General features: G+C 43.3%; 16 protein-coding genes and 2 pseudogenes. 3 read left to right on the top strand and 15 right to left on the bottom strand.

From position 1 onward, the window contains the following. Positions 1–195: 195 nt before the first annotated feature. The 8 genes from mobQ to J3348_RS12820 all read right to left on the bottom strand — a co-directional run bounded on the left by mobQ (position 196) and on the right by J3348_RS12820 (position 6,581). Positions 196–1,779 (bottom strand): MobQ family relaxase, encoded by a 1,584-nt coding sequence (mobQ, locus tag J3348_RS12855; RefSeq protein WP_207699113.1) that lies wholly within the window; start codon positions 1,777–1,779, stop codon positions 196–198. A gap of 263 nt (positions 1,780–2,042) precedes the next feature. After that, positions 2,043–2,360 carry a DUF3847 domain-containing protein gene (locus J3348_RS12850; protein ID WP_117477567.1) on the bottom strand — a complete coding sequence of 106 codons (318 nt, stop codon included), beginning with the start codon at positions 2,358–2,360 and terminating at the stop codon, positions 2,043–2,045. A gap of 99 nt (positions 2,361–2,459) precedes the next feature. Further along, positions 2,460–2,717 carry a hypothetical protein gene (locus J3348_RS12845; protein WP_207699112.1) on the bottom strand — a complete coding sequence of 86 codons (258 nt, stop codon included), beginning with the start codon at positions 2,715–2,717 and terminating at the stop codon, positions 2,460–2,462. A 24-nt stretch (positions 2,718–2,741) separates the two neighbouring features. After that, on the bottom strand, positions 2,742–3,473 hold the full coding sequence (locus J3348_RS12840) for a hypothetical protein (RefSeq protein ID WP_207699111.1): 732 nt from the start codon (positions 3,471–3,473) through the stop codon (positions 2,742–2,744). Positions 3,474–3,730: 257 nt separating this feature from the next. Next, positions 3,731–3,883, bottom strand: coding sequence for a hypothetical protein (locus tag J3348_RS12835; RefSeq protein WP_187299102.1), 153 nt, complete (start codon positions 3,881–3,883; stop codon positions 3,731–3,733). A 15-nt stretch (positions 3,884–3,898) separates the two neighbouring features. Then, positions 3,899–4,462, bottom strand: coding sequence for an accessory gene regulator B family protein (locus tag J3348_RS12830; RefSeq protein ID WP_207699110.1), 564 nt, complete (start codon positions 4,460–4,462; stop codon positions 3,899–3,901). Positions 4,463–4,557: 95 nt separating this feature from the next. Beyond that, positions 4,558–5,880 carry a GHKL domain-containing protein gene (locus J3348_RS12825; protein WP_207699109.1) on the bottom strand — a complete coding sequence of 441 codons (1,323 nt, stop codon included), beginning with the start codon at positions 5,878–5,880 and terminating at the stop codon, positions 4,558–4,560. Next, positions 5,868–6,581 (bottom strand): LytTR family DNA-binding domain-containing protein, encoded by a 714-nt coding sequence (locus J3348_RS12820; RefSeq protein WP_242702990.1) that lies wholly within the window; start codon positions 6,579–6,581, stop codon positions 5,868–5,870. The genes J3348_RS12825 and J3348_RS12820 overlap by 13 nt, the downstream gene beginning before the upstream one ends. A 171-nt stretch (positions 6,582–6,752) precedes the next feature. On the opposite strand from J3348_RS12820, the gene J3348_RS12815 reads away from it, so the two are divergent. Both J3348_RS12815 and J3348_RS12810 read left to right on the top strand, forming a co-directional pair. Further along, positions 6,753–7,109 carry a helix-turn-helix transcriptional regulator gene (locus J3348_RS12815; protein WP_097770897.1) on the top strand — a complete coding sequence of 119 codons (357 nt, stop codon included), beginning with the start codon at positions 6,753–6,755 and terminating at the stop codon, positions 7,107–7,109. A 335-nt stretch (positions 7,110–7,444) separates the two neighbouring features. After that, positions 7,445–8,203, top strand: a complete 759-nt coding sequence (locus J3348_RS12810; protein ID WP_097783557.1) for a hypothetical protein — start codon at positions 7,445–7,447, stop codon at positions 8,201–8,203. A 513-nt stretch (positions 8,204–8,716) separates the two neighbouring features. On the opposite strand, the pseudogene J3348_RS12805 reads toward J3348_RS12810, so the two are convergent. The 4 genes and pseudogenes from J3348_RS12805 to J3348_RS12790 all read right to left on the bottom strand — a co-directional run bounded on the left by J3348_RS12805 (position 8,717) and on the right by J3348_RS12790 (position 10,106). Further along, positions 8,717–8,999, bottom strand: a pseudogene (locus tag J3348_RS12805) (DUF6061 family protein). A gap of 84 nt (positions 9,000–9,083) precedes the next feature. Next, positions 9,084–9,401, bottom strand: a pseudogene (locus J3348_RS12800) (toprim domain-containing protein); the annotation flags it as partial. A 4-nt stretch (positions 9,402–9,405) separates the two neighbouring features. Continuing rightward, positions 9,406–9,531, bottom strand: a complete 126-nt coding sequence (locus tag J3348_RS12795) for a DUF3789 domain-containing protein (protein WP_015542946.1) — start codon at positions 9,529–9,531, stop codon at positions 9,406–9,408. Positions 9,532–9,596: 65 nt separating this feature from the next. Then, a complete protein-coding gene (locus J3348_RS12790) occupies positions 9,597–10,106 on the bottom strand; it encodes an SLOG family protein (RefSeq protein WP_207699108.1) in 510 nt (169 codons plus the stop codon). A gap of 149 nt (positions 10,107–10,255) precedes the next feature. Here J3348_RS12790 and J3348_RS12785 point away from each other — a divergent pair, with 149 nt between their 5' ends. Beyond that, positions 10,256–10,570, top strand: a complete 315-nt coding sequence (locus tag J3348_RS12785; protein ID WP_005361112.1) for a helix-turn-helix transcriptional regulator — start codon at positions 10,256–10,258, stop codon at positions 10,568–10,570. A gap of 119 nt (positions 10,571–10,689) precedes the next feature. Here the strand turns inward: J3348_RS12785 and J3348_RS12780 are convergent, their stop codons facing one another. From J3348_RS12780 to J3348_RS12770, 3 genes are read right to left on the bottom strand one after another with little or no spacing between them, the layout of a single operon-like run. Then, positions 10,690–11,103, bottom strand: coding sequence for a deoxyuridine 5'-triphosphate nucleotidohydrolase (locus J3348_RS12780; RefSeq protein WP_207699107.1), 414 nt, complete (start codon positions 11,101–11,103; stop codon positions 10,690–10,692). Continuing rightward, positions 11,100–11,867: an FAD-dependent thymidylate synthase gene (locus J3348_RS12775; RefSeq protein WP_216880899.1), complete on the bottom strand. Its 768-nt coding sequence runs from the start codon at positions 11,865–11,867 to the stop codon at positions 11,100–11,102. The genes J3348_RS12780 and J3348_RS12775 overlap by 4 nt, the downstream gene beginning before the upstream one ends. Continuing rightward, entirely contained in the window at positions 11,863–12,204 is a 342-nt protein-coding gene (locus J3348_RS12770; RefSeq protein WP_242702989.1) for a hypothetical protein, read from the bottom strand. The genes J3348_RS12775 and J3348_RS12770 overlap by 5 nt, the downstream gene beginning before the upstream one ends. Positions 12,205–12,227: the final 23 nt, after the last annotated feature.

Genomic DNA, 12,227 nt, shown 5'->3' with positions numbered 1-12,227 from the left:
GACTAGCCTTCAAAGAAGCGTTTCTACTATTAACAGAAAAAGTGGCCTAAAATGGGGGGTGTTGGAGAAAATTTCCACCTTAAAAATGCGCCTTTACTCACTAGCCAACGAGAATAGCCAAAAGCCAGCAAAAAACAAATGAATTATGTACTTCTGCCACTGATTGCAACGGCATATCGGTGACAGAAAGATCGTTTAGAGCGATTCTTCGCGGTTTGGGGTGGTGGAAATCGTTTTGTAGTTAGACTTTTTCTGCTGAAGCTGCTCCAGCTTTTTCAGCACCGATTCCTTCTCCGGGGTCTTGCCGCCCGGTGCGGAAAGCTGCTGCTTATTCAGCACCATGTCGATATACTTTCGCACATTTTTCAGTGCGGAGATATCCGGCTGCAAGATTTCCAGTTGGGTGCGCAGCTCTGCACTGCTCGATTGCAGCGCAGAAAATTCGGCATCCAATGCCGAAAAATCCACCGCTGTGCTGCCGTTCAGCTTCATCAGGGTGCGGACAGCTTTATTAAAGGTGTCCAGCTCCTCCTTGTGCTGGGCAGCATAAGCGTCCTTGGTCAGCTTGAAGTTCTTCTTGATAAAAATGTCATGGATGGGCTTCAGCTTGGCATGGACGGCGGCAGCATCCTTGATTTGGGCGATTGCCCGCATACGGTTTTCATTTTGTTTCAACTGCCTGCGGAGAGGGGCGGCGGTCTGGTTTAAGCTGTCAATAGCTTGGTTCAAATCCTCAACAGTGTTCAGGGAATGGGCTTTCAGATATTCCACAGCCCGTTTGACTTCCTCAAAGTCCCGGACAGTGCATTTCAGTTTTGCCTTGCCAGACCAATCGCTGCGCTGCTCGTTGCGGAGATTGAAGTAATCCACCAGTAGGTCGGACAGCGTGGGTTCCTTCGCCTTTTCCAGAGCGTCCAGAAGAAGCTGCTTCTTTTCGTTCAGGTCTGCGATCCAGCGTTGCAGCCCACGGATGGCGCTGCGGATGGACTGCATCAGGCTGTTGGCTGCACGAATATCACGGTTAAGATTTCCGAGAAAGGTTTCCACTCCACGCTTTTCCATCTGGTGTGCAGCGGGGCCGAGATGCACGGTCGGTATCTGCTGGATGCCCTGCCGCTCAAAGGAACGCAGGTCAACACGTTCCGGTCTGCCCGCAGCTTCCAGATAGCGGTTGGTGATGGTCTCCCAGCTGTGCCGCCAGATTTCAGCATACTTCTGGTCGTTCCAGTCCACGGTATTTTCCTTGTGGCACTTCCAGTTCCCGGAAGGAAGCTGGATGCGCTCACCGTTCTCGTCAAGGTCGTACACTTTTCGGGCTTTCGGAAGCCATTTGCCGTGTTCATCCATTGCCCGGAGGGTCAGCAGAATGTGGGCGTGTGGGTTGCCATCTCCTTTGTCGTGAATGGCAAAGTCGGCTATCATGCCTTTGGAAACAAACTGCTCCTGACAAAATTCCCGAATCATTTTCAGATACTGTTCCTTCGGCACCTCCACCGGAAACGCCAGCACGATGCGCCGGGCAAGCTGGGAGTTCCATTGGTTCTCTACGGCTTCTACGGCGTTCCAGAGCGTTGCCCGGTCTGCATATCCGGGCGGCGCATGGGATGGCAGCATGATCTCGGCGTGGACAAGTTCTTTCTTCTTGTTGTAGAATTTTGTTTTCTGGTCGTACTCGCTGAACAGCCGTTCGCCGCTTTGGTAAGCAGCCCCGGCAACAGCGGACTGCCCTTGGCTGCGCTTGACGATGGTAATTTTGAAATGCGGACACGGAATAGGCATCACCCCCAAACAAAAAGACCGCCCAGCAAGATTGCTCTTGATGAACGGTCTGGAATCGTATTCGGTTTTGCTCGCCGCCTTGGACCGGAGTGCCATGCGCTTCGGTCTTAGGCGGGAGCCGCAAAAGGATAGCTGCAAAGCAGCGCAAGGAAAATGCAGTTTTCCTTGGGATGGAATCGGGCTGGCGCACAAACGCCAGCTTCGATTTCATCGAGCCGTCTGCAAGACCGCAATTGCACCGGAACGGTGTATAATTGCGCCCTTTATTCTAAAGGGTTTTGGACGTTGCTGCGTTCGTGAACGTCATGCACCATCTTTGCAAGTGCCAGCACGACTTCCGGTTGACGGAACGAGATCTTCAGCAGTTCCATCACCTGATCATCGGTCAGTTCTCCCGGACAGACCAGAAAGCTTTCCAGCATTCCAGCACGGGTACAAAGACGGTGCACACGCTCTCTCCGGTTCAGCTCCGACATCTGGCGTTCAAGGATTTTCTCCCGGTGCTGACAAGCGCGCAGCTTCTGTTCTGCTTTGGCTTTTTCGTTGCGGAGATAGGCAAGGTCGGATTTGGGTTCGGTCATGGCATCACGCTCCTTTGCAAAATAAAGAGCCAAACAATCAGACCTGCTTTGCAACTGATTGTTTGGCGAGGAAAAGCGTATATGGTTTTGGTGGTTTAATCAAACAGTGATAACGTGAACAGCGCGTTCGTAATCGGCTTTGCGAACATATATTGTGTAGAGCATTTGATAATTGACCTTTTGAAATGCCGTTCCGGCTCTTTCACGGGTTCCCATTGAAAACAGAGACGGTGATGATAAATCGCGTACTTTTGTTCTATATCCGATTCCCTCTTTTTCTAAAAGAGATATGTATTTTTGGTATTGTGATTGATTTGAGCAAACCACCAACTCTTTTTGATTAAAAAACGGTAGCATAAAAAACTCCTTGCTCAAAAACGGTCATCGGATATTATTTGAAATTTCAACATACCAAGTCTTTCCGGTCTTTGCAGCAATATTGACAACATAGTAGCAGCCAACGTGATTTGTCGCATCTACCAGAACACCATCCCAAGAGGAATCAGGGTATTTTGTCCAGTTTTTCTGAGATGCAGGAATGTCAAAATCCTTGGTCTGCTCTCGATATCCGTTACTCGTCCATCCAGTTTGACCAATTCTTAGAGTTTGGCTCGTAATTTTTGTTGCAGAGTTATTGCAATAGTACTTTCCAGTAACCTTTGTCAACTTATAATACGAACGATCGCCGGAGTCTTTAACAATATCATAATAAATTGTAGTATATGCTCGTACGGTGTTGCTTGAGTCCCAAGAATCTTGGTTGATGCTTCCATCTGCACAGGGGCTTATAGATGTTGGAAATTCGCTAGGCAGAATGGTTGCGACATCTTTTCGATAGGAAGTAAGGGACGAACCATCATCCAAATGTTGAACATCCAGAACGGTTTTTTCTTCGAACTGAATCATTTCATCGGTTGCCTTAACAATATTGGATTGGGTAATCAAATCTTTTTCCGGCGATTCAGAAGCCATTTTAGCAAAGAGCGAAGAATGAACGGTGACACTGCCGATTCTCATAGAAGGTTCCATTGCAACGCTAGAAACGCAGAGCATCGCAATCATTAAGAAAGAAAGCGAAGCAGCTAAAAGCTGTGATACTTTTTTATGTTTCATAATAAGCAATCCTTTCTCATTAAATGGATAAGTTTGAATTTCATTCAAAGCTATATTGCTGCATCGGAGTAACTCCTTTCGATTTGTGCATTGTGCCATCCTTTCTTACACTGTATACACAGCAAGCAATATTGTCTACATTTCTGTAATAAGATGGAGAAAATTCGTAACGAAATCGGAGTCACCAACAAAGAAAAATGGCATAGTGCTTTTTGTTGTTGAAACAGGAAAGCGACCATGCCATTTCAGGATTGAACTTATTTTCGTTTTTCTTGCAGATGCTTCTCAGGTACACAGGGACGTTTCGGCTGATACATCCAGCCCGCACAAACCGGAGGCCACTCCTGCATATCCCTCTTCACCAGAGCTTCAATTTTCTTTTTGGCGAACTGTTTGATTTGAATTTTCATTTGTATGCCCTCCTTTCAATTTTGACAGCGTGAAATGGATAGTGTTATTGCATCAGCAGTTAATGCTGCGACCAACCCTTGTAGTATGGAGGGTGCGATTTGAACTCTCGCCAACAGAATTGCGAAAATATTTAGAAGTAATAATAACCAACGAACAGATGTCTTTGCAGCCTTGAACTCATCTGTTGACCAGTGAATGCTTTCATTGTTAACTGGTGCAATACACAAAATTGTAGCATCTGAAACTATAGTTAAGAAAAGCAACGCCAGACCTGTATGGAAAACGTAGGAGATTGAAGCAAGAAGAACGACTTCTAATAAAATGGAATGGAACAGGCATTTACTATAAGTGGCAGCATGATAACCGTTTGTGTATTTCCGAATTAAAAGGAAGAAAACAGAAAATGAGATTGTTAAAGTCCAACCAAAGCAAAAACCGCCAATCAGACACTGCACAAGCCAAGTTAATAAGGTTGTCACTCTTTTTTCGATGCTATATGCAAACCATTCAGAATAAGATTCATCAAGCAATCCCATCGACACGCATTTTTGTGTTAATTGCCTTGCAAAATCTTTCATTGCGACAATCCTCATTAAAAGAACTTTCTTGAAACAAAGAATACACAAGTTGAGCCGCAATTTCCACAATAATGTAACGAAATGGACTTCTTTTGTCACGAAATCGGAGTGAGCGGTATATCAGCGGTGAACTGGAACCACCCATTTTCATAGAACATCGTATACTCTCCACTGTATTTTTCAAGAATCAGTCGGATGTTCGCAAGTCCAAAACCATGCAGCTGTGGTTCTGGTTTTGTAGTTGGAATGGAACCATTTATAATTACAACAGGTTCCGATGTGTTTCGGACAGAGATAAAAAAGTCTTGCTGAACAACTGCCATAACATGAATCGCTTTATCGCCCTTGTCATACCGCTGACACGCTTCAATGGCATTATCCAAAAGGTTTGATAGAAGCACTACCATATCGGAGGCATCAAATGGGAGGTTTGATAAATCATTCACTTCAAAATCAATGCTGATCTTCTTTTGAGTTGCTTCGGCAGCTTTTGTGTTGAAAAGCGCATCCAAGATAGGATGGTGCGTGTTAACAAGAAATAGTCGATCTGATTGCTGTTTGGTGATTTTTCCAAGATACTCTTCAGCAGCAGAATACTCTTGGCTTTTCATCAGTTGATTTAGAATATTCAGGTGGGCCCGAAAATCATGAACCTTTTTCCTTTGAGCGGAATAAAGTTCGCTTGCCGAGGCCATGCTTTTCGATTGCAGCTGAATCTGCTGATTAAGCATCAATAATTGTTCTCTTTCCGATGCGGCATATTCCATTCGCTCCAATAAAAAAAGGATTGCGATGTTTGAAATAAAAATGAGAATGCAACAGCCAGCAGAAACAAATTCTTCTATATTGTGTCCGCTTGTAACGTAAAGTAGAATCACAAGCATTACAAACGATGCGCATGGAAATAGAAAGTAAAGAATCAGCTGCGAATGTTGAGCATGGCTTCTTGGTCTGCTTGTCATGCGCTGAAGCATTATTTTGCGAAACAGTGCAATAATAAATAATTCGGCAGAATAATAAGAGATTCCATAGATTAGAGATAGCGTCTTGTCAGCTTGAAACGTCTGAGCATCCATCCCACAAACTGCAGTTGCAAGCATTCCAGCAGCAAAAGACAAACTGTATGTTAAAAGATATTCTATAATGATAAGAAACAGCAAAAACTTTCCTGTAATGTTTTTATATAGGGCTCTGGCAGCAATAAAGCAGGATAGCAAAATCAAAAGAATCTTGATAATTTGATTTCGGTTTAAGAAAGCAGCATTGAATTCAATGGACGCATACATTAAAATAGTTTGAACTATTACACCGACAAGAAATCTATGATCCCTCCAACGGTGCGAAGCAAAAGCGTCTAAAAACAGACATACGCAGACTGAATCTATGATTGTGTAAACTAAACTGATCAAAGCATCCATCTACTTTTACCTCGCCAATGTAAATATTTCTGTTTTAGCTCACTATAATTCTTTTCGCTTGGAGCCAGACAAAGACCACCGCGCAATTGGACTTTATTGTATTGAAAGATTTCGACATAGTGCATATTGACAAGGTAGCTTTTTTGAATACGAAGGAAACCGAGTGGTTCGATTTTTTCGGATAGTTCTGTTATGTTGCCGTAAAATTGGTATGCTGGGCGTTTTTCGTCCAACAAGTGCATAACAATGATTCTTCGATGAGATTCTAAATACAGAATGTCATTTACAGGTACATCGATAATTTCAGAGTTGATTGAAATTGTGACAAGCTGTTTCCGCCGAAGTACTTCTTGGACAGTTGAATCAAAGTAGGAATCAAGTTTAGCAGAGAGATCTGCTTTTAGTAAGTATCGAAAGGCTTGAACCTCAAATCCCTCTGGAGCATACTGAATGAAATTCGTAATGAAGATAATCACAATGTTTTCATTGCTCGCTCGTAACTTTCTGGCAAGCTCAATTCCATTTGTTTCGCCCATATCAATATCCAGAAGCGCAATATCATAAGGAAGTGATAAGTCTATTTGACTTGGTTGAAAAAAAACCATAAAATCTTGATGATACATGCGTTTCCTCGCTTTTCTTTTTGAGTTCTTCAATAATAGAATCAACGATCTGCTGGTCATCGTCACAAACCAAGACATTCATTTTGAAATTCCTCCATTGCACATGGGAATGCTTTTTATCACACAACATACAGCCCTGCTCCTCACAAGTCAATCGAATTTCAATATAATCGAACATTATATGTAGTATAGTACGATTATATTGAAATTTCAAATAGTACACTTTATATAGGATAGGAGTGTACAGGAATGGAGCATTATTTAGGAGAAAAGCTAAAAAAGCTGAGAGAAAGTCGTGGCTGGACGCAGGCGGATTTGGCTAAACGGTTAAATAAGGCTGTATCCACGGTCAGTGGATATGAAAGTGATGCACATGCAATTCCGTTGGATGTTCTTGCAAGCATTTCATCCTTATTTAGCATTTCAACAGATGAACTCCTAGGACTGGATGCGCCAGAAGTACTATCTCTTTCTGGATTGACTGGTGCGCAAAAGAAAACTTTAATTAAACTCCGTAATGAATTGCTTTCACCAAGTCAAAAAGGAAATGATCTTTCGCCGCAGCAGATGGAAATTCTTCATGACATAATAAAAGCCTTCGGTTGACAATCGACTTGAGGCATAGTGCGAGTGCAATACAAACGGTTATTTAAGTATGACCCTCAATGCTGGATGCCCAGTGTTGAGGGTCATGTTATTTGCGGCCACACCGATTTCGTTACAAGTTTTCTCTACTTTGATACAAAATCGTGGACTTTGATTGCTTATTGTGCTTTGATGCTATCAATAGTTAATCTAAGAATTAAGGTGGACGTAACAATTTCGTGTCTTTTGTTTTTACATGAAAGGGTGATTCCAATGCAGAGTTGAAGAAACGTATAAACAATATATTATATCAAGTAACGGTATGCGATAATCAGTAAACTTCAAGGAGAATAAATATGAAAGAGATGACTCGCAAAGAATTTCTTAAACTCACGGGTGCAAGTACCGCATTGTTGGCAATGTCCCATATTATCCCCACTTCGGCATATGCAGACACGTCGAAGATAGATGCTCCATCGGCAGGAATGTATATAAGTGAAGTGGTTGATTTAAGCGGCTTGTCGCCTGTCGAACAGGAAAAAATCCTTACCGAACGTAACATCCCATATGATTCGACAATTACATATGAAAAAATTGTTGTCGAAAGACCTGCAGCGCGAGATTCTTATAAGGGAGTTCCATATCGTTTTCAGATAACGTACGGAAATAAACCTGTAAAAAATGAAAGGAGAAGTGTTGTGAGTCCTGCTGCAGCTGCGGTACTAGACAGAGGTGTTAATATTCTGATTGGATTAACAAAACCCTATATTTGGATTCCATTTACAGCTTCTGGGCTAACTCCCTCTCAGATTTTCATTTACAGTGATCCCAGTCAATACGCATCAACAAATATTTATACACATCTGAAAATTAGACAATGTGAATTTTATAAGGATTACTCATGGCAGCCAAATGCTTTTTTGGAAAGAGCAACCATTGAGGATACGACTGTAACTTATGCACTGGTAAATCCTAAAACAAAAAGATTTACCTCACAAACTGCAAAGAAGACAGAATATAGAAAAGCTACTCACTATGACAACGATAGCTATATCTTGGAAAAAGCCTACTATTGCTTTGAGCATAATCTTCCGTCTTATAAGGAAAATGCTTGAAAGAAGAATAAAAAATGAAATTCCAAACAAAACTCACATTATGCAAAGCTGTATTCATCTTCATAGCAATAGTCGTATGCGCACTATGGGCATTTGAGTTTCGTATAGCAGCTGTTGTTGTACTTTTGATAGACTATATTTTTGATTTTATAACACGTCGTTGTCCTTTTTGTGGGAAGCACTTTTCAATTGTACTAACAGTGAAAGATCGTTGTCCATTTTGCGGAAAATTATTCGAGTAAATATTTTATGGAAGCAGTGGGTATTCCATGCAGAAATAAATGTGTGTGCTATAAAATGTCAGCCAATTATAGGAAGAGACCTATATTCTCTGTAATGGACAATGGTCAATTATGAAAACTATTGCAAAATGAAAATACGATAGCAATCGTACAAAAACAGAAATCCGGAAACTTTTTTGAGTTATTATGGTTCAAAAAAGTTTCCGGATTTTCTGTAATGCTTTTTGAAGAGCCATTCTGTAACAGCCAATCACATTTCTATGAAAAAAGGTCAATCTTCTAGTCTACCGTGATCGCAACCAAGTGAAAGATAATGTTCGATTTCCCCACTCAGCACAAGCTGGGTATATTCCAAGGGCTTGTTATATAAGTAGCCAGTCCAGTTCTGCTCGCTGTGCCGGGGTGTTGCCATATTCGTCCTCAATGACGATGCAGTCGATGGAAAGAATGGTTCCATCCTCGAATCGGGCTTCCACTCGGTTGATGTCCATGTTGTAGCGGCAGGAAAGCACTTTTTGAGAGTGATTATGGTCGAAATTCTGATTTCGTTTCATTTAAATATCTCCTTTAATGATTTTGAAATTTGATTTTCAACGAGATGAGGTCTCTTTTTCTTTCTCTTAAGTCACCTAACCGCACTGTCCTGCATCCGTAGCGCATACCACGGAATCCACCCGTTTGTCCTTCATCAATCGGCACAAAAGGGCAAGCTGCGTTTTCTTATCCTTTGGCACTTCATATTTCCAGTTTTCCGGTAGGATCGGAAGATCCTCATACCGCCATTTGGCGTACTGTTCTTTGTAAGCCTCCGGCTGTGCCAGTTCCAAAAGATGTCCCACGCACCAGCTCACCAGATAGCCGGAACCTTCGAGATAACCGTCTTTTCTTTCCGTTGCGCCTAATACTGCTGCCAGTGACATAGCAACAGAGGGCTTTTCTGCAATCACAAGTTTCATATTTTTATTCCTCCTTCATAGTTTCAAATTCTTTATCCGCAAGTTTTCCGGTTTGCATAAGACACATCAGCATAACGCCGGAAGCCATTCCTCCGGCAAAGATAAGGAAATGTGAGATTAGGTTCCACATAAGCATTCCTCCTAAAAATGGGTAAAGAAAAACGCCCACTTCAAAGTGAGCGCATCAACAAGTATCTATTTTGTTTTTGGTTTCAAGTAATCCGGCAGGACGATCTCTCCAACCGGGATTTCCCGCAGTTCCTTCTTCATCCGGTGGGTGAAGCGGATCGTCTTTGCCGTACCGCCGGTTTCCCGTCCGTCATAGACAGCGATCACTCGGTCGGAGTGCTCCACCATATAGCGGTTTCTGTGGGAGTAGACGCTTGGGAGATATTTTTCCTGTATGACAACAACATCCGCACAAGCCTCCAGCAGTTCATGGGTTCTTGTTTTCTTATTCAGGCTGTCCAGACGCTTGCTGTAAGGGATCACTGCGATCAGCTCCAGCGCCGGATTGGTCTGCTTTCTTTCCAACACCAGCTCTGCAAAATACTGATCCACGCCATCTGCAAAGCCACTCATAAAACAGGTGAATCCATCCGTAACGGCTGCATCGATCTCATGTTCCAAAGCGGCTTTTATTTTCTTGATCTCATTCTGCGGTAAATCCCTGTGTCCGGTAACACAGCAAGTCTTTCCTTTCATCGGTCATCCCTCCATCTGATAGGTAAAATTCTTCACTTTTCACATAGTAATAGATTTTATTTAGCAAGTCAACGATAATACCCTTTTTCCCTTTGCGAATAATAAAGGGGTGTAAGGTACAATCTATTACAGAATGGGAGGTGAAGGCGATGTATGAAGATTTTGTCCCGGAACGATTAGCGAAGCTGCGGACACAAAAAGGAGTTTCCGCACGCGATATGTCTTTATCGTTAGGTCAGGCAAACAACTACATCAATAATATTGAGAATAAAAAGTCACTTCCCGCTATGCAGTCTTTTTTTTACATCTGCGAATATCTGGGTGTGACTCCGCAGGAATTCTTTGATGAAGGAAATACCTATCCGGAAACCTTAAAGGAATTCATTGCAGAGGCAAGACAGCTTGATCCTCAATCCATGCAATATATCCTCGGTATTATGAAAGAACTCAATAGCAGAAAGTAAGCGGTCACGGTAATGGCCGCCTTTTTCGTGACTTTCTTTATTATATTTTATAATGTTCTCGAAATGTCCGCTCCCTATACCGATAAGTATTCAAAAACTGTTCTCCAAACAGCCTTTTTCTATTCGTCGGTACTGCCAAAGCTGCCGGTTCCTCGTTCTGTTCCCAGATCGGTTACAAAATCCGCAATGACGATCGGCGTGATCACAAGCTGCCCGATACGGGCTCCCTTAAAAAGAGACTGCGCCTGATTGCTTACATTGCTGATGATCGCATGGATCTCTCCACGATAGCCGGAATCCACAGGCGGCAGTTCACAGACCAGACCTTTTACCGCCATGCTGGTACGGGGAAAGATATATCCCGCATATCCATCCGGTATTTCCAGTCCAAAGCCAAGAGGAATTTTGGCGATTTCTCCGGGCTGTAAGGTACAGTCATAGGGCAGATAAACATCCGCTCCGGCATCATTGCCATGCGGACGGTAAGGACGCTGGTGCTCCGGTACGCCAAAGTCGATCAGTTTTATTTTCATCGGCAGCCTCCTTCCCAAAGAGCAGGATAATCTTTTTCTAAAATATCCTCTGGCGTCATATCTGCCTGCAGTTTTCGTCCGCAGGTCATTTTACCTTCCAGACATCGATCCATCTGACAAAAAGGCCCGGTCAGTGATGGGGCAAACAAAGCAGGGCTTAGTTCATAAAGTTCTTTCCAGACCTTTAGCAGCACGATCCTTGTTTCATCTGTATTTCTCCGGCATACCCGCTGGCTGATGATATGTTTCCACTGATAAGGGGTGGCGCTGATGAGCAGCACATTCCGCAATCCCTGGGGCGTGGCATATCCGGCCGCATCGTGCCCGCTTCCGGCAGTGCACAGGGCTTCATAACATTTCATGCTTTCATTACAGCTTTTTAAGTACAGCTCCTGTGCCACAGCCGGAGCCGTCATAATAGAATACGGGACAGCGAAATCCGCCTGTCCTGTATAGTTGCTGTACTGCAGCGATGCACTCATAAATTTTACTTCGTTCTGGTGGCGGGTGATCTGTGCCAGAAAACGCCTGCTGGCGCCGACAATGGCTACCGTGATCACCGCAAATTTCTGGATGGTAGGATGGGGAAGCGCCCCCATAGCTGCTACTGTCTGAACGCTGAATGATTTTTCGTAGAGCTCCATCAGGTCGTCCATTGAGGCAATCTTATGTCCCTGCTGGGTAAGCCTTGCCGCAAAGACCATGTTTTTTTCTGCTTCCGCTACCGCCTGGCAGTTCAAAATTTTTACTTCAATCTGTTTAATTGGTATGTCCCTCCTTTACAATCGCTTTCAGTAAGAACAGATAGTTAAGACTGTCTGTGATCTTTTCGTCCCATGTGTCTATTGGATAAACTGTTTCCTTGGAAAAGCACATATCGTATAGAGAAACAATGTGCTTTGCCAGCATACCGGCAAGGGCACGCTGGGGCGTTGTATGCTGTAAAGCTGCCGCTGCCTTAAATGCACCCAGCCGGTCCGGGGCATCCCCGGTGTATTCTTTGGTTTTTCGTTTCAAGGTATCAGCACAGAGCCGTACCTGTTCGTCAAAAACGGCATTGACTTCATTTTGCGTAATATAGCATCCCTCCTTTGAAAACAAGAAACCGGCTATTCTAAAGCATC

Origin of the sequence: Faecalibacterium sp. Marseille-Q4896 (assembly GCF_017377615.1) — a bacterium.
GTDB classification, from domain to species: Bacteria; Bacillota; Clostridia; order Oscillospirales; family Ruminococcaceae; genus Faecalibacterium; species Faecalibacterium taiwanense.
Note: the sequence above shows the minus strand (reverse complement) of the source record. Positions and strands in the feature narration are given on the sequence as shown.